This is a genomic window from Sulfitobacter sp. HI0027 (genome assembly GCF_001634775.1).
Classification (GTDB): domain Bacteria; phylum Pseudomonadota; class Alphaproteobacteria; order Rhodobacterales; family Rhodobacteraceae; genus Sulfitobacter.
This window is the reverse complement of sequence record NZ_LWER01000046.1, coordinates 1-16546: the sequence shown is the minus strand read 5'-3', so window position 1 is coordinate 16546 and position 16546 is coordinate 1. Positions and strand designations below refer to the sequence as shown.

Annotated in this window: 16 protein-coding genes; 13 read left to right on the top strand and 3 right to left on the bottom strand. The window is 60.8% G+C overall.

Annotated elements, in window-relative coordinates:
• Nucleotides 1–329: 329 nt before the first annotated feature.
• Nucleotides 330–1514: an ABC transporter substrate-binding protein gene (locus A3722_RS02865; protein ID WP_067628630.1), complete on the bottom strand. Its 1185-nt coding sequence runs from the start codon at nucleotides 1512–1514 to the stop codon at nucleotides 330–332.
• A 186-nt stretch (nucleotides 1515–1700) separates the two neighbouring features.
• On the opposite strand from A3722_RS02865, the gene A3722_RS02860 reads away from it, so the two are divergent.
• Entirely contained in the window at nucleotides 1701–2798 is a 1098-nt protein-coding gene (locus A3722_RS02860; protein WP_067628624.1) for a PQQ-dependent sugar dehydrogenase, read from the top strand.
• 3 nt (nucleotides 2799–2801) lie between these two features.
• Here A3722_RS02860 and A3722_RS02855 read toward each other — a convergent pair whose 3' ends face one another.
• Nucleotides 2802–3806, bottom strand: coding sequence for a GlxA family transcriptional regulator (locus A3722_RS02855; protein WP_067628623.1), 1005 nt, complete (start codon nucleotides 3804–3806; stop codon nucleotides 2802–2804).
• Between the two features lie 191 nt (nucleotides 3807–3997).
• Here A3722_RS02855 and A3722_RS02850 point away from each other — a divergent pair, with 191 nt between their 5' ends.
• Nucleotides 3998–5368, top strand: coding sequence for a class II 3-deoxy-7-phosphoheptulonate synthase (locus A3722_RS02850; RefSeq protein ID WP_067628621.1), 1371 nt, complete (start codon nucleotides 3998–4000; stop codon nucleotides 5366–5368).
• 93 nt (nucleotides 5369–5461) lie between these two features.
• On the opposite strand, the gene A3722_RS02845 is transcribed toward A3722_RS02850, so the two are convergent.
• A complete protein-coding gene (locus A3722_RS02845; RefSeq protein ID WP_067628619.1) occupies nucleotides 5462–6160 on the bottom strand; it encodes a PAS domain-containing protein in 699 nt (232 codons plus the stop codon).
• 243 nt (nucleotides 6161–6403) lie between these two features.
• Here A3722_RS02845 and A3722_RS02840 point away from each other — a divergent pair, with 243 nt between their 5' ends.
• From A3722_RS02840 to A3722_RS02790, 11 genes are all read left to right on the top strand, one after another.
• Complete coding sequence (locus A3722_RS02840; protein WP_067628616.1) at nucleotides 6404–7294, top strand: YicC/YloC family endoribonuclease; 891 nt, start codon at nucleotides 6404–6406, stop codon at nucleotides 7292–7294.
• Between the two features lie 3 nt (nucleotides 7295–7297).
• Entirely contained in the window at nucleotides 7298–7945 is a 648-nt protein-coding gene (gene gmk, locus A3722_RS02835; protein ID WP_067628614.1) for a guanylate kinase, read from the top strand.
• Nucleotides 7942–8463 (top strand): gamma carbonic anhydrase family protein, encoded by a 522-nt coding sequence (locus A3722_RS02830; RefSeq protein WP_067628612.1) that lies wholly within the window; start codon nucleotides 7942–7944, stop codon nucleotides 8461–8463. The genes gmk and A3722_RS02830 overlap by 4 nt, the downstream gene beginning before the upstream one ends.
• Nucleotide 8464: 1 nt before the next feature.
• Nucleotides 8465–9517 carry an ATP-binding protein gene (locus A3722_RS02825; RefSeq protein WP_067628665.1) on the top strand — a complete coding sequence of 351 codons (1053 nt, stop codon included), beginning with the start codon at nucleotides 8465–8467 and terminating at the stop codon, nucleotides 9515–9517.
• A 138-nt stretch (nucleotides 9518–9655) separates the two neighbouring features.
• Complete coding sequence (locus tag A3722_RS02820) at nucleotides 9656–10696, top strand: substrate-binding domain-containing protein (protein ID WP_067628610.1); 1041 nt, start codon at nucleotides 9656–9658, stop codon at nucleotides 10694–10696.
• 71 nt (nucleotides 10697–10767) lie between these two features.
• Nucleotides 10768–12264, top strand: coding sequence for a phosphate ABC transporter permease subunit PstC (gene pstC, locus A3722_RS02815; protein ID WP_443068621.1), 1497 nt, complete (start codon nucleotides 10768–10770; stop codon nucleotides 12262–12264).
• Nucleotides 12261–13616: a phosphate ABC transporter permease PstA gene (pstA, locus tag A3722_RS02810; protein WP_067628609.1), complete on the top strand. Its 1356-nt coding sequence runs from the start codon at nucleotides 12261–12263 to the stop codon at nucleotides 13614–13616. Before pstC ends, pstA begins: the two co-directional genes overlap by 4 nt.
• A gap of 16 nt (nucleotides 13617–13632) precedes the next feature.
• Nucleotides 13633–14430 carry a phosphate ABC transporter ATP-binding protein PstB gene (gene pstB / locus A3722_RS02805; RefSeq protein WP_067628607.1) on the top strand — a complete coding sequence of 266 codons (798 nt, stop codon included), beginning with the start codon at nucleotides 13633–13635 and terminating at the stop codon, nucleotides 14428–14430.
• Between the two features lie 4 nt (nucleotides 14431–14434).
• On the top strand, nucleotides 14435–15142 hold the full coding sequence (gene phoU / locus A3722_RS02800) for a phosphate signaling complex protein PhoU (RefSeq protein WP_067628605.1): 708 nt from the start codon (nucleotides 14435–14437) through the stop codon (nucleotides 15140–15142).
• A 4-nt stretch (nucleotides 15143–15146) separates the two neighbouring features.
• A complete protein-coding gene (gene phoB, locus A3722_RS02795; protein ID WP_067628604.1) occupies nucleotides 15147–15836 on the top strand; it encodes a phosphate regulon transcriptional regulator PhoB in 690 nt (229 codons plus the stop codon).
• A 134-nt stretch (nucleotides 15837–15970) separates the two neighbouring features.
• Nucleotides 15971–16546 (top strand): IS30 family transposase (locus A3722_RS02790; RefSeq protein ID WP_150120414.1); only part of this gene is annotated, 576 nt, incomplete at its 3' end.

Below are 16546 nucleotides of genomic sequence, written 5' to 3'. Positions count from 1 at the left end.
ATCCGCGCCGCCTCACCTGTTTACAGTCTGCTGAGATTCTTGGAAGGGACCGCTGCGGTCCTTTTATGAAGAAAGTTTGCCGCTGCCTCGTTAAAGGCAGATCGCGCAGCATTGCCGAAATCACACTCAGCAAGATACATGCTCAGAGCCCTGACCGGCACGGCCATCTGTTGCTTTTTCATCCTGTCCTCCCAGACGGGACGTGTTTTCCACGTCCTCAATAGGCGTTTTGTACTGGCTGCCCGCGCGGAATAAAAGCCGATTTCCAAAGCAAAAGGCCCGATCGCGATGCAACCGGGCCCCTGCAAGTGTTTCAGACGAAGCTTAGATCAGCGGTAGCCGACCGTCACCATCTTACCGTCTTTCATTTCGATCTCACGGTAGCTGCCCGCGCTTTCACCCGGTCCGATCAGCTCAACCGCCGACGCACCGACATAGTCAACATCGCCGCCGTCTTTGATGATCTGCAGCGCTTTGCCCAGCTCACCCGGCAGGATTTTTTCGCCCGGTGCGTTGGCGACATCCATCACTTTTTCTTTGTACATCGCCGGATCGTTGGACCCTGCGGCCTGCATCGCCAGCAGCATCAGAGCCGCCGCGTCATAGGCTTCGGGCGAGAAGGCGTTGGTCGGCTCGAAACCGGCTTCTTCGCCCATCTTCTTATAGTTGTCGGGGCCTTCGCCAGAGGCGCTTGGATTCTGACCGAAAGAACCATCCGCGATCTCGGCGAATTTCTCTTCCAGCGTGTCGGAGACCATGCCGTCGGGGAACATGAAGGTGTCGAACGCGCCTGCGTCTAGCGCGCCGTTCACGATGCCCGCACCGCCTTGGTCGACGTATCCGGCCACGATCAGCACTTCACCACCGGCAGAGGCCAGCGCGCCGACTTCGGCGGAATAGTCCGCTTTGCCGTCTTCATGCGATGTGTTGATGGTGACAGTGCCGCCGGATTCCTTAAACGCGGTTTCAAAGCTGTCGGCCAGACCTTTACCATAGTCGTTGTTGGTATAGGTGACGGCGACTTCTTTGATGCCACGGTCGTTCAAGATGTCGGCCATGACCTGACCCTGACGCGCGTCCGACGGCGATGTGCGGAAGAACAGGCCGTTGTCTTCGACGGTCGACAGAGCAGGCGAAGTCGCCGATGGCGAGATCATCACGATGCCGTTCGGAATGGCGACGTTCTGCAGCGAGGCTGTCGTCTCGCCCGAGCACATGCCGCCCACAATACCGCTGACGCGATCAGAGGTGATCAGACGCTCAGCCGATGCCACGGCAAGGCCCGCGTCGATGCAGCCGGTGTCGCCACGCTCGGACGAAACGGTGGCCCCGTCGAGGAACATGCCGCTCTCGTTAACTTCGGAAATCGCCAGTTCAGCACCGGCGGCCATGTCATTGGCCAGCGATTCCAGCGGGCCGGTGAAGCCCAGCAGAATGCCGATTTTTGTGTCTTCTGCATGCGCGCCGGTGGCGAGCAAAGCTACGGCCGTTGTGGCCATCAATATTTTTTTCATTTGGTACTCTCCCTTAGTTGAACTCTCGTTCTGATCGAACGTTAGGTCGTGGTTTCGAAAAAGAAAAGGCGATTTATCACGCGGTCTGCGCGGGCGGCTTTTCGCGTGTGCCGAGTGGAATGCTGGAAATGGGCCGCTTGCTGGCTATGTCTTGTTCCAAGCCCCCATGCCCAAAGGAGCCTGCCCATGACATCCGCCAAACAATTTGCAACCGCCACTTTAATCGGCCTTAGCAGCCTCTGCGCCGCAGGCGCGGTAAGCGCCCAGAGCAGCCTGACGATCACCCCCATAGCCGAGGGTCTAGAGGCGCCTTGGGGCATCGCCCCCATGCCCGACGGCGGCCTGTTGGTCACCGAGAAAGCCGGGCGGCTGATCTACCAAAAAGACGGCGCACGGCATGAGGTGTCGGGCCTGCCCGAGGTGGCCGTGGTCGGGCAGGGCGGTCTGTTGGACATCACCCTGGCCGAGGATTTCGCGCAGAGCCGCCTGTTGTTCCTGACCTATGCCAAACCCCAAGAAGGCGGCGGCGCGGGCACCGCTTTGGCCAGCGCGCGCCTGTCGGAAGATGCCCGTAGTCTGGAAAACTTGACCGAGCTTTTCGCCATGAAACCGGGCAGCAGCGGCGGGCAGCACTTCGGCTCTCGCGTGGTCGAGGCGCCGGATGGCACGCTGCTGGTGACCATTGGCGAACGTGGCGATCGCCCCGCAGCCCAAGACCGCAGCACCCATAACGGCAGCATCATCCGCGTGAACCGCGACGGTTCGGTGCCCGACGACAATCCCTTTGTCGATATGCCCGATGTGCTGCCCGAGATCTGGTCCTACGGCCACCGCAACCCGCAAGGCGCGGGGCTGGATCTGGAAGGGCGGCTTTGGGTGTCGGAACATGGGGCCAAGGGCGGCGACGAGGTGAACCGCATCACCAAGGGCACGAACTACGGCTGGCCGGTAATTTCCTACGGGGAGCATTATTCGGGTGCGAAGATCGGTGAGGGCACCTCGAAAGAGGGGATGGCGCAGCCCGAATTCTACTGGGATCCCTCTATCGCGCCTGCGGGGCTGGTGGTCTACTCCGGCGCGCAATTCCCCGAGTGGAAAGGCGATTTCTTCGTAGGCTCGCTCAAGTTCGACTATATCGCCCGGCTAAGTGGTGACCCGCTGGAAGAGGTCCAGCAGATCAAAACCGCCGAGACTGCCCGCGTGCGCGATGTCGTCGAAGGCCCCGAAGGGGCGATCTGGTTCATCTCAGAGGGCAATGGCACCGTCTACCGGATGACGCCTTGACCCTCAGGCGGGCTGCCGGGTGGATTGGCTGCCCCGCTCGCGATAGGGCGTGGTCTGATAATGCGCCCGGTAGCATTTGGAGAAATGCGAGGGCGAAGCAAAGCCGCAGGCCAGCGCCACGTTGATCACGCTCATATCCGTCTGCATCAACAGGTTACGCGCCTTTTGCAGCCGCAGTTCCATGTAATAGCGTTTGGGGCTGCGGTTCAGGTAGCGGCGGAACAGCCGCTCCAACTGGCGGGTCGACATGCCGACATCGCGCGCAAGGATCGAGGGGCTGATCGGCTCTTCGATATTGCGCTCCATCTGCTGGATGACTTGGCTAAGCTTGGGATGACGTACGCCGATTCGTGTCGGTACCGACAGGCGCTGCGTGTCTTGGTCCGTGCGGATCGACGAATAGATCAGCTGGTCCGCCACGGCATTGGCTGTTTCTTCGCCGTGATCATCGGCGATGAGTTTCAGCATCAAATCCAGAGACGAGGTGCCGCCCGCCGTGGTCAACCGGTTGCCGTCCACCACGAAAACCGATTTCGTCAGGATAACCTCTTCGAATTCCTCGCCAAAGCTGTCTTGATTCTCCCAATGGATCGTTGCGCGTTTGCCATCCAGCAGCCCGGCCTTGGCCAGCGTGTGCGCTGCGGTGCACAGGCCGCCCACCACCAACCCTTTGCGGGCCTCGCGGCGCAACCAAGCCAACAGTTTCTTGGTAGTCGCCGCCTGTACGTCGAGGCCGCCGCAGATCACAATCGTGTCGTCACGGCCCAATTCCTCTAGCCCGCCATCAAGCGCAAAGACCGCGCCGGCCGAGCTTGTGCAGGCCTCACCGCTTTCGCCCACGGCCTGCCATTGGTAGACCTCGCGTTCGAGCATGCGGTTGGTGATACGCAGGCATTCCACAGCGGAGGCAAAGCTCAGCAGAGTGAAATTCTCCAACAGCACAAAGACGAAGCGCCGCGGCTTGTCGGTCTGGGGGGGCATGCGGGTGGCCGGGCGCGGTTGGGACATCTCGGCGTCTTTCTACTCAGGTCGTCTCTGCCGACATGTGCCATGGCCGCCAGAACTTGCCGAAAACATTGCCCACGGCCCTGTCGCAACGTCAATAGGGCGCATTTCGGTTCTGGTCACTTTCCCCGCGCCTTTGTATAGAGAAAGATCACGAAGCGCCGACACTCGGCGCTGTGGAGCGGAGTAGAAAGATGACAGACTGGAGCACCTCAAGCTGGCGCAGCAAACCGCGCGTCCAGATGCCCGATTACCCTGACCAAGCCGCATTGCAAGCGGTTGAGGCACAGCTGGCACGCTATCCGGTCCTCGTTTTTGCGGGCGAAGCACGCCGGTTGAAGAAACATCTGGCCGCCGCTGGCCGTGGCGAAGCCTTCCTTTTGCAGGGCGGCGATTGCGCGGAGAGCTTTGAGCAGTTCAGCTCGGACGCCATTCGCGACACATTCAAAGTGATGTTGCAGATGGCCATCGTGCTGACCCATGGTGCCAAAGTGCCGGTGATCAAGCTGGGCCGTATGGCGGGGCAATTCGCCAAACCGCGTTCGGCCCCGACCGAGACAGTTGATGGCGTGGAACTGCCCAGCTACCGCGGCGACATCATCAACGATCTGGCCTTCACCGCCGAGTCGCGCATCCCCGACCCGCAAAAGATGCTGCGCGCCTACACACAGGCCGCCGCCACGCTGAACCTTTTGCGCGCCTTCTCAACCGGGGGCTATGCGGATGTGCATCAGGTGCACGGCTGGACGCTGGGCTTCACCGACGACGAAAAGGCCGAGAAATACCGTGAGATCGCGAACCGCATCTCTGACACGCTGGATTTCATGGCCGCCGCTGGCGTAACCGCCGAAACCGCGCATACGCTGCAATCGGTGGAATTTTACACCAGCCACGAATCCCTGCTGCTGGAGTATGAAGAGGCGCTTTGCCGTCGCGACAGCCAGACCGGCAAATGGCTGGCAGGTTCGGGCCATATGATCTGGATCGGTGACCGCACGCGGCAGCCGGACGGCGCGCATGTGGAATTCGCCCGTGGTGTGCAAAACCCGATCGGCCTGAAATGCGGCCCCTCGATGACCAGCGATGACCTCAAGCAATTGATGGCCAAGCTGAACCCCGACAACGAAGAAGGCCGTCTGACGCTGATCTCGCGCTTTGGTGCGGGACAGGTGGGCGATCACCTGCCGCGTCTCATCAAAACCGTGCAGGAAGAGGGCGCGAATGTCGTCTGGACCTGTGACGCGATGCACGGCAACACGATCAAATCCTCGACCGGCTACAAGACCCGGCCGTTTGATTCCGTGCTGCGCGAAGTGCATGAGTTCTTCGCCGTGCACAACGCCGAAGGCTCTGTCCCCGGTGGTGTGCATTTCGAGATGACAGGCCAAGACGTGACCGAATGCACCGGCGGCGTGCGCGCGGTCAGCGACGAAGACCTGTCGGACCGCTACCACACTGCTTGCGACCCGCGCCTGAACGCCAGCCAGTCGCTGGAATTGGCGTTCTTGGTTGCCGAAGAACTGTCGAACCGCCGCACGGCACAGACAGCGCGGGCAGCTGGGTAACAGACGCGACCTTGGCCGACCAACGATGAGATTGACGCCGCCCCGCATGATGCAGGGCGGCGTTTTTTTACGTTCGAAGGGCAGGTTTGCGCGCTATTCCTGCTCTGACTTCACCAGACGCAGGTAGGGCGGCAGATCTCCCGTCTTGGCACTGGTGAAGCTGGCTTTTCCCTCTGCAAATCCGGTTTCCCTTGGCAAAGTCGACTGTTGCAACGGAGCGGCATAGCGCAACGCTCTGGTCGCTCCGCCAATGCCGCTGCGCCGCGTCGCCTGCGCCAGATCGAAACGCCGCGGGGTTTGGCCGACCTCGCCCTGCACGACGAGACAGCCCAGCACCCGGCTGACATCGCCCAGATCGCTTTTAAGCGGCAAAAGCAGCATGCGCCCCGTCAAAGCCGGTCGCCCATAGGAGGCAGCCGCGCTGAGATGCAGGGTGGATTGACCGGGAAGTTGAAAAACCTCTTCCAGCGCCTCGCTGACGCGGGGACGCGATTGCGTGCCGAAAAAGGCGGTGATTGGCATGCCACGCACTTCCATCCCCATGAGATCGCGCAGATGGCCGCCCGCGATACGCAACCGCCCAACACCCACCGCGACACGTTCAAGGATAAAGGCGTATTCCAGCGCAGCCTCTATCCCGCGCGGGTCGATATCGGACCGCCGCGGCATCAATCTGTTGCCACGCAAGGCTTCCCAATAGGCTTCGACCTGCGCCAGCGGGCCATAGCCAACATGCGTCCGATGATCTGACATGGCGACAACATTCTGCGCGGTGTGGCCTGTATTGCCCATTAAAACTCACCCATAAGGACCTGGCCAATACAGCTGCCGTTTTTGAAACGACAGCGGCACAATGTGGCCGAAAACATTACCAAATCATTAATACCGCAGACCGAGAGAGAATTCGTCCCGCTTTCGGCGAAGTGGTTAACAACATTGCGGTGGGATCAGCCGCGCCATCGGGGCCGGGGGCTTGCCCCCCGCGGGGGTTTCGCCGTAAGGCAGGACATGACCGCCCTTGCAAGGAACGCGCCGATGATCAGGTCCATGACAGGTTTCGCCTCTGCCTCCGGCGCTTTGGAGGGCTGGAGCTGGTCTTGGGAGTTGCGCGCGGTCAATGGCAAAGGGCTCGACCTGCGGCTGCGTGTGCCCGATTGGGTCGACGGGCTGGAGGTCGCCCTGCGCAAGCAGGTGACGGCTCAGGTGGCGCGGGGCAATATCACCTGCAACCTGCGGATATCCTCGGCTGAGAGCGACGGCAGCTTGCAGGTCAACGCGGCGCATGTCGACACGCTGCTGACCGCCCTGCATGAGATTGAGGCCCGCGCGATGGATGCCGGTGTGTCGCTCGCGCCTTCGCGGGCAAGCGACATTCTCACCATGCGCGGCGTGCTGGAACAGGCCGAGCAGGCACAGGACATCGACGCGCTGCGCGACGCTTTGCTGTCGGAAATGCCCGCCTTGCTGCGCGACTTCAACGCCATGCGCGCGCAAGAAGGCGCGGCGCTGGCCGCGGTGATGCAGGACCAGTTGACCGAGGTCGAAAACCTTGCCGCCGAAGCCGCGTCATTGGCGGAGGCGCGCCGCGAAGACAGCGCCGCCAACCTGCGCCGCAACCTCGCACGGGTGCTCGACAACAGCGAAGGCGCGGATGCCGACCGGGTGGCGCAGGAACTGGCCTTGATCGCGGTCAAAGCCGATGTCACCGAAGAGATTGACCGCCTTGCAGCCCATGTCACCGCCGCCCGTGCGTTGATCGGGCAGGGCGGGCCGGTGGGGCGCAAGCTGGATTTCCTGATGCAGGAGTTCAATCGCGAAGCCAACACGCTCTGCTCCAAGGCGCAGAGCACGGAATTAACGACTGTCGGTCTGGCCCTGAAGGCGGTGATCGACCAAATGCGCGAACAAGTGCAAAATGTGGAGTAAGACGTGACCAACCCAAGCCGACGCGGCCTTCTGATCATTCTCAGTTCCCCCTCTGGGGCGGGCAAATCGACCATGGCCCGCGCCCTGCGCGCATGGGATCCGACGATCAACTTCTCGGTTTCCGCCACCACCCGCGCCCCCCGTCCGGGCGAGGAGGACGGCACCGATTACCGCTTCGTCGGCGAGGAGCACTTCCGTCAGGCCGTGGCCGAGGGCGAGATGCTGGAACATGCCCATGTCTTCGGCAACTTCTATGGCTCCCCCAAAGCCCCCGTGCAGGCGGCGATTGATCAGGGGCAGGATATCCTTTTCGACATAGACTGGCAGGGCGCACAGCAGATCCGCAACTCGGACCTGAACACCCATACACTGTCGATTTTCCTGCTGCCGCCCTCGATCACCGAATTGAAACGCCGTTTGGAAAGCCGTGGGCAGGACGATGCCGAGACCATTGCCAAACGCATGGGCAAAAGCTGGGACGAGATCAGCCACTGGGATGGCTATGACTTCGTGCTGGTGAATGATGACCTCGACCAGACCGAGGCACGGCTGAAATCCATCATCACCGCCGCACGGCTGCGGCTGAGCCAACAGCCCGCCATCAAGGATCACGTCCGCCGTCTGCAATCTGAATTCGAGGATTTGAAATGACCCTCTACGCCCTCGCCGATGCCCGCCCCGAGGTCGCTGCCGAGGCGTGGGTCGCCCCTGACGCCAATGTCATCGGCAAGGTGACGCTTGGCCCCGAGGCCTCGGTCTGGTTCGGCAGCACCCTGCGCGGCGACAATGAGATGATCACCGTGGGCCGCGGCAGCAACGTGCAAGAGAACTGCGTCTTTCACACCGATATGGGCTATCCGCTGACCGTGGGCGAGGATTGCACCATCGGCCACAAAGTCATGCTGCACGGCTGCACCATCGGCGACAACAGCTTGATCGGCATGGGGGCCACGGTGCTGAACGGCGCCAAGATCGGCAAGAACTGCCTGATCGGGGCAGGGGCGTTGATTACCGAAAACAAGGTGATCCCCGATGGGTCGCTCGTTATGGGTGTGCCGGGCAAAGTGGTACGGGAGCTTGATGCACAGGCGATCCAGCGGCTGACTGCGAGCGCCAAACACTATGCCGAAAACGCCGCGCGCTTCCGCCGCGATCTTGAACCGCTCTGACATGGGCAACACCGCCGTGACCCTTGGCGATATGGTGGCGGCGCTGCCGCTGCCAAGCGTGGCCATCAACGCCGAAGAGCGGATCACCGTTCTGAACGCCCCCGCCGAAGATTTGCTGGGCAAGGGGCTACTGGGCCGCCACTTTGTCACCGCGCTGCGCCAGCCGGGGCTGGTCGAAGCGGTGGAGCGGTGCCTTTCGGGGGCAGGCCCCTGCCAAGCGCGTTTCACCAGCATTGGCGGCGAACATGGCACCACCTATGATGTCAGCCTGCGCCCTTTGGGCGATCACCGGATTGTCCTGCTCAGTTTCAATGATGTGACGGAGATGGCGCAGGCAGGTCAGATGCGCCGCGATTTTGTGGCCAACGTAAGCCATGAGCTGCGCACGCCGCTCACCGCGCTCATCGGATTTATCGAAACGCTGCAAGGCCCGGCGCGTGATGACACGGCGGCGCGCGAGCGTTTTCTGGGGATCATGGCGCAGGAAGCCGAGCGGATGAACCGACTGGTGGGCGAGCTTTTGTCGCTCAGCCGGGTCGAGGCCGAAGAGCGCGTGCGCCCGGAAGTGCCGATTGACCTGCGCGATGTGCTGCGCGGCACCCTGCGCAACCTTGCGCCGCTGGCGGTGGATAGCAACGTGACATTGGCGCCGACATTGGGCGAAGCCCCGGCGCTTGTGCTGGGGGATGCGGACCAATTGGTGCAGGTCTTTACCAATCTTATCGAGAACGCGATCAAATACGGCGGGCGCGACAACAGGGTCGAGATCTCGGTTAAAAGCACGGCCCATGACCCGGCGATGCGCGGCCCGGCGGTCTATGTCAGCGTGCGCGACCACGGCCCCGGCATTGATGCGATTCACCTACCACGCCTGACCGAACGGTTCTACCGCGTCGACAGTCACCGCAGCCGCGCGCTTGGGGGGACAGGGTTGGGTCTGGCCATCGTCAAACACATAATGAATCGCCACCGCGGGCGGCTCAAGGTGACCAGCACCCCCGGCCAAGGGGCCGAATTCCGCGTGATTTTGCCGATGAAAACGGAATCTGACTAAATTTTGCAGAAATTTGGTGATTCAGGCCGACTGTCATGGAACTGTAACGTTGCTGTCACAAAAGCACAGCACCGCCTTCATAGACGGGGCGCAGATCACAATGGGGTGGTCACCAATTCGCATCTGACAGGAGATATCATGTCACTCGCAAAACTCACCACTTCCGCCCTGGCGATTGCCGCCGTATCCGCAACTGCTGCTGCCGCGCGTGACCAAGTACAGGTTGCCGGTTCTTCGACCGTGCTGCCCTATGCCTCCATCGTCGCCGAAGCCTTTGGCGAAAACTTTGACTTCCCGACACCGGTCGTGGAATCGGGCGGCTCTTCGGCTGGCCTCAAGCGTTTCTGCGAAGGCGTGGGCGAGAACACCATCGACGTGGCCAACGCCTCGCGCCAGATCAAAGAAGCCGAAGTGGCGGCCTGTGCCGAAAACGGCGTGACCGACATCATCGAAGTGCGCATCGGCTATGACGGCATCGTTTTCGCCTCCGACATCAATGGCGAGACTTTCGCCTTCACCCCGACCGATTGGTACAAGGCACTGAGCGCCAAAGTCGTCGTCGACGGCGAAGTGACCGAAAACCCCTATACCACATGGGATCAGGTCAACCCCGACTTCCCCGCGCAGCCGATCCAAGCCTTCATCCCCGGCACCAAACACGGCACGCGCGAAGTGTTCGAGGAAAAAGTGATCCTCGCGGGCTGTGAAGAAACCGGTGATCTTGAAGTTTTCGCCGAAGCTGCGGGCGGCGACGAGAAAGCGGCTGAGAAAGAGTGCATCAGCTTGCGCACCGACGGCAAGTCGGTCGACATTGACGGCGACTACACCGAGACGCTGGCGCGCATCGAAAGCAACCAAGACGGCATTGGCGTCTTCGGTCTGGCCTTCTATGAGAACAACACCGACAAGCTGCAGGTTGCCACCATGGGCGACGTCGAGCCAACCACCGAGAGCATCGCCTCGGGTGACTACCCCGTGTCGCGCCCGCTGTTCTTCTACGTCAAGAAAGCCCACATCGGCGTGATCCCCGGTCTGAAAGAATACGCTGAGTTCTTCGTCGCGGACGAAGTTGCTGGCCCCGACGGCCCACTGGCCGAATACGGTCTGGTGTCCGACCCCGAGCTGGCCGACACCCAGTCCGTAGTTGCCGACGAGACCGTCATGGGCAGCGGCTCCTAAACCTAACTTAAACGACGCCGGGGGCGGGCAACTGCCCCCGGTTTTTCGCTTTTTGATCCACCGGGGGACATGTGGGACAAATACTGACAACAGGCGCGGTGCTGCCACTGGTCATCCTGATCGCGGCTTTGGCACTGGGCGGCTACTTCCTTGCGCGGCGTCGGGCTTTGGCCTCTGCTCAAGGCGACAGCCGCAATCTGCATTCGCTGCCAAGCTATTACGGCTATAACGCGGTGATGAGCGTGGCAGTGCCCGCGCTTTTGGTTCTGGGCCTCTGGCTGCTGGTGCAGCCGATGCTGGTGCAATCTTCGGTGGTCGACATGATCCCTGCCGAGGCTGTGCCCGAAGGGTCTTCCGTTAACCTGATCATGAGCGATGTACGCCGGTTGGCCGATGGGCTGGATGCGGCGGTTTCTGCCGGCGCTCTCAGCGCGGGCGACGCGACGGACCTATCTGCCGCGGACGATCTGCGCGCATGGCTGGCCGAACGCGGCGTCGCCATCGGAGCCGAGATCAGCCCCGAAGTCCTCGCCGCAGCGCAGGCCTACCGCGAGATGACGGCCACAGGCAATTTCTGGCGTAACAGTGTCGTCGCTCTCATCGCCTTGATCGCGCTTTTTCTGGTGCTGCGCGAAACCGATGCCGAATTCCGCGCGCGCAACCGGGTCGAGGGTGGCATCAAAGCCCTGCTGATCCTTGCGGCCTCCCTCGCGATCCTCACCACCGTGGGCATCGTGCTGTCGATGCTGTTTGAGACGATCAACTTCTTCAACCTGCATCCGTGGACTGATTTCTTCTTCGGCTCCTCCTGGGCGCCCAATTTCCGCGGCGACAGTGATCTGTCGATCCTCCCGCTGCTCTGGGGAACTCTCTATATCTCTCTCATCGCGCTGCTGGTGGCCGTGCCCATCGGGCTTTTCGCGGCAATCTACCTGAGCGAATACGCGGGCCCCAAGGTGCGTGCCACGGCCAAACCGCTTCTGGAAATCCTCGCCGGTATCCCCACCATCGTCTACGGTCTGTTCGCATTGCTGACCGTGGGGCCGTTCCTTGTGAAGGTGTTCGGTCGCGGCGATGCAGGGCTTCTGGGCGTTGACTGGATGTCTGGCGCGACCTCGGTGCTGACCGCTGGACTGGTCATGGGCATCATGCTGATCCCCTTCGTCTCGTCCCTGTCGGACGACATCATCAACGCGGTGCCCCAGTCGCTACGCGACGGCTCCTTCGGCTTGGGTGCCACACAGTCCGAGACGATCCGTCAGGTCGTGATCCCCGCCGCTTTGCCGGGCATCGTCGGGGCCGTTTTGCTGGCCGCCAGCCGCGCCATCGGTGAGACGATGATCGTCGTGCTGGGGGCAGGGGCCATCGCCCGCATCTCGGGCAATCCATTGGAAGCCATGACAACCATCACCACCCGCATCGTCAGCCAGTTGACCGGAGACAGCGATTTCGCCAGCCCCGAGACGCTGGTGGCCTTTGCCCTTGGCCTGACCCTCTTCGTCCTGACCTTGGGCCTGAACGTGCTGGCCCTCTACATCGTGCGCAAATACCGGGAGCAGTACGAATGAGCGATATCCCCAACCCCGCAGCCCCTTTTGCAGACCCGCGCGGTGCGTCCCTGCTGGTGCAAGACGGGCGGACCAAACGCCGCAACGCTGCCGAGGGCCGTTTCAAGCTCTATGGAATCATCGCCATCGTCATCGGCCTACTGATGCTGCTGACGCTGCTTTTCACCATCATCTCCCGCGGTACTGGCGCGTTCCAGCAGACCTATGTGACGCTTTCCGTGCCACTTCTGGAGGACAAGCTCGACAAGAACGGCAACCGTGATCTGGAAGACATTAAAAAGGTCTCGACCTTCGGCTATTCACCTTTGCTGAAAGCGGCCTTTGAAAACAAGGTCGAAGCGGCGGGGATCGAGACTGATCTCAAGTCGAAAGACATGGCTGACATCCTGTCGAAAGACGCCGCTGCACAGCTTCGCGATCATGTTCTGGCGAACCCAGAGTTGATCGGGACCGCCGCCGAGTTCGAGTTCCTGACCAACAGCCGCGTCGATGGCTACCTCAAGGGCCGTGTGACTCGCGAAAGCATCGCCAATGACAAGAACATCAGCGCCGAACAGCTTGATTTTGTAGATGTTTTGATTGCTGACGGCAGCCTCGAAAAGCGCTTTAACCTCGACTTCATCACGGGCGCCGACGCCTCTGACGCGCGGCCCGAAGCGGCGGGCATGGGGGTGTCGATGATCGGTTCCTTTGCCATGATGCTGGTGGTGCTGGTGCTGGCGCTGCCCATCGGTGTTGCGGCCTCGATTTACCTCGAAGAATTCGCCCCCAAGAACTGGATCACCGACATCATTGAGGTGAACATCAGCAACCTCGCAGCGGTGCCGTCGATCGTCTTTGGCATCTTAGGCCTTGCGGTGTTTATCAACTACATGCACCTGCCAAACTCCGCACCCTTGGTCGGTGGTCTGGTGCTGACGCTAATGACGCTGCCAACCATCATCATCTCGACCCGCGCCTCGCTGAAATCCGTGCCGCCGTCGATCCGTGATGCGGCGCTCGGGGTAGGGGCCTCGAAAATGCAATCGGTCTTCCACCATGTGCTCCCCCTCGCCGCGCCCGGCATTCTGACAGGGACCATCATTGGGCTGGCGCAAGCGCTTGGGGAAACGGCACCTTTGCTGCTGATTGGGATGGTTGGCTTCATCGCCTCCAACCCGCCGGAAAGCATCGCCGAAGGGCTGATGTCCCCGAACTCCGCCATGCCGGCCCAGATTTACGAATGGGCCAAACGCGCCGACCCGGCCTTCTATGAACGCGCTTGGGGCGGTATCATCATCTTGCTGGTGTTCCTGATCTCGATGAATGCCATTGCCGTGCTGCTGCGCCGCCGCTTTGAGCGACGCTGGTAACCAAAGGACGGGACCCATGAAAGACAACAGATATTCGGAGAGTGACGTGACAACCCAACCCGTCAAGATCGCGGCCCGCAATGTGCAGGTCTACTACGGTCACAGCCACGCCATTCGCGACGTGGACATCGACATCAACGACAAAACCGTGACCGCCTTTATCGGGCCCTCGGGCTGCGGCAAGTCGACTTTTCTACGCTGTATCAACAGGATGAACGACACAATTGATGCGGCCCGCGTGACCGGTGACATCCGTATCGACGGCGAAGACATCTATGACAAGCGCGTCGACCCGGTGCAGCTGCGCGCCAAGGTGGGCATGGTGTTTCAGAAGCCGAACCCGTTCCCCAAGTCGATCTATGACAATGTCGCCTATGGCCCGCGCATCCACGGGCTGGCGCGCAACAAGGCAGATCTGGACGATATCGTCGAGCAAGCGCTGCGCCGTGGGGCAATCTGGAACGAGGTAAAGGACCGTCTGCACGCGCCGGGCACTGGCCTGTCGGGTGGACAACAGCAACGCCTCTGCATTGCCCGCGCCGTGGCCACGGAGCCGGAAGTCCTGTTGATGGATGAACCATGCTCCGCACTCGACCCGATCGCCACCGCGCAAGTCGAGGAATTGATTGACGAATTGCGTCAGAACTACTCCGTCGTGATCGTCACACACTCCATGCAACAGGCCGCGCGAGTGAGCCAGAAAACCGCCTTCTTCCACCTCGGCAACCTTGTGGAATTTGGCGACACCGACGACATCTTCACGCGCCCCCAAGACCCGCGCACCGAAAGCTACATCACCGGCCGTATTGGATAATATCATGTCAGATCAACACATTGCATCAGCATTCGACCGCGATCTGGAAGCGGTTCAGGCCCAGATCCTCAAAATGGGCGGCTTGGTCGAAGACGCCATCCGCCGTGGTGCCCAATCACTTGAAACCCGCGACGAAGAGCTCGCCAATGAGGTGCGGGCAGGGGACAAGGCCATCGACGGGCTGGAAGAGCAGATCAACGAAAGCGCCGCCCGCGTCATCGCTTTGCGCGCGCCCACGGCGATTGACCTGCGGCTGACATTGAGTGTCATCAAGATTAGCGCCAACCTCGAACGTATTGGCGACTATGCGAAAAACATGGCCAAGCGCAGCAGCGTGCTGAACCAGATGGAGCCCGTCAGCGACAGCACGGGTGCGATCCGCCGCATGGCCGGCGCAGTTGAGGCGATGCTGAAAGACGCGCTTGATGCCTATATCCAGCGCGACGCCGATCTGGCGCGTGACGTGATCACCCGCGACGAAGATGTCGACCAGATGTATAATGCGCTGTTCCGTGAATTCCTGACCTTCATGATGGAAGACCCGCGCAGCATCACCGCCTGCATGCACCTGCATTTCATCGCCAAAAACGTCGAGCGTATGGGCGACCATGTCACGGCCATCGCAGAACAGGTCGTCTATCTGGTGACCGGTGAGACGCCTGAGGACGACCGGCCCAAGGCCGACCGCACCTCGATCACCACGAAGGACTGAAACCATGGACGTGACCCGGCCACAGGTTTTGCTGGTAGAAGACGAACCCGCGCAACGGGAGGTATTGGCCTACAACCTCGAAGCCGAAGGCTTTGAGGTGCGGCGCGCCGAGGATGGTGAAGAAGCCATGCTGCTGGTGTCAGAGGCCGCACCTGATCTGGTGATCCTCGATTGGATGATGCCCTTGATGAGCGGCATCGAAGTCTGCCGCCAGTTGAAGTCGCGAGAGAGCACCCGGCATATCCCGGTCATCATGCTCTCGGCGCGATCCGAGGAAGTGGACACCGTGCGGGGCCTTGAGACCGGCGCGGATGACTATGTGATCAAGCCATACAATCTGCGCGAACTCATGGCGCGGGTGCGAACGCAGTTGCGGCGCACACGACCTGCAGCCGCGGGCGCGCTGCTCAGCTTTGATGACATCCAGCTTGACCCGGAGCGTCACCGTGTGAGCCGTGCGGGCAGCGAGTTGAAACTGGGGCCAACGGAATACCGGCTGCTGACAACGCTGCTTGAGAAACCCGGCCGCGTGTTCAGCCGTGACCAGTTGCTCGACCACGTCTGGGGCCGCGATATCTATGTCGACACGCGCACTGTGGACGTTCACATTGCACGACTGCGCAAGGTGTTAACCCGTGAAGGCGGTGGTGACCCGATCCGTACCGTACGGGGCGCGGGTTATGCTTTAGGCTAAGGCATTCGGTTCACCCTTAGGACGCCATTTATTTACATAATACTGATTATGAGTTTTACATATCACGGTATGGCACATTCTAAACTGGGTTGCGACACTTCCGGTATCTTGCTGAAAAAGCAAGGAGAACAGACATGGCACATACAGAGCTGGATTTGCGTGAAAGACGCATCATCGAGGACATGCTCAGAGCAAAATTCTCGATCAACAAAATAGCCGCTGAGCTTGGGAGACACCGCTCAACAGTCTATCGCGACATAAAGCGGAATTTTTACATTGATGGCGAAATGCCAAATCTCAGTGGCTACTATTGTGTGATTGCACAGCGGAAGGCAGAAGCTCGACGTGCGCGGCGGCGGAAATTGATCCGTCTCCCTAAGCTTCGGAAGGCTGTTATCACTCAGTTGAAAGAAGGCTGGTCGCCCGAGCAGATTGCCGGTCGGCTTACATTCGAAGGACATGCCATTCGCGTCAGCCATGAGACGATCTACGCCCATGTTTACAGCGCTGAGGGACAATCCGAAGAATTAGCCAGATACCTTCCAAGTCGTCGCAAGAAACGACGGTCCCGGTATGCCAGACGCCCCCGAGACCAGGTATTCCCGCTGGATCGGTCCATTCACGAGCGCCCTGAACATGTGAAGACACGCGAGGCGTTCGGTGACTGGGAAGGCGATCTGATGATCTTTGAACGTGCCAATGGCAAGATG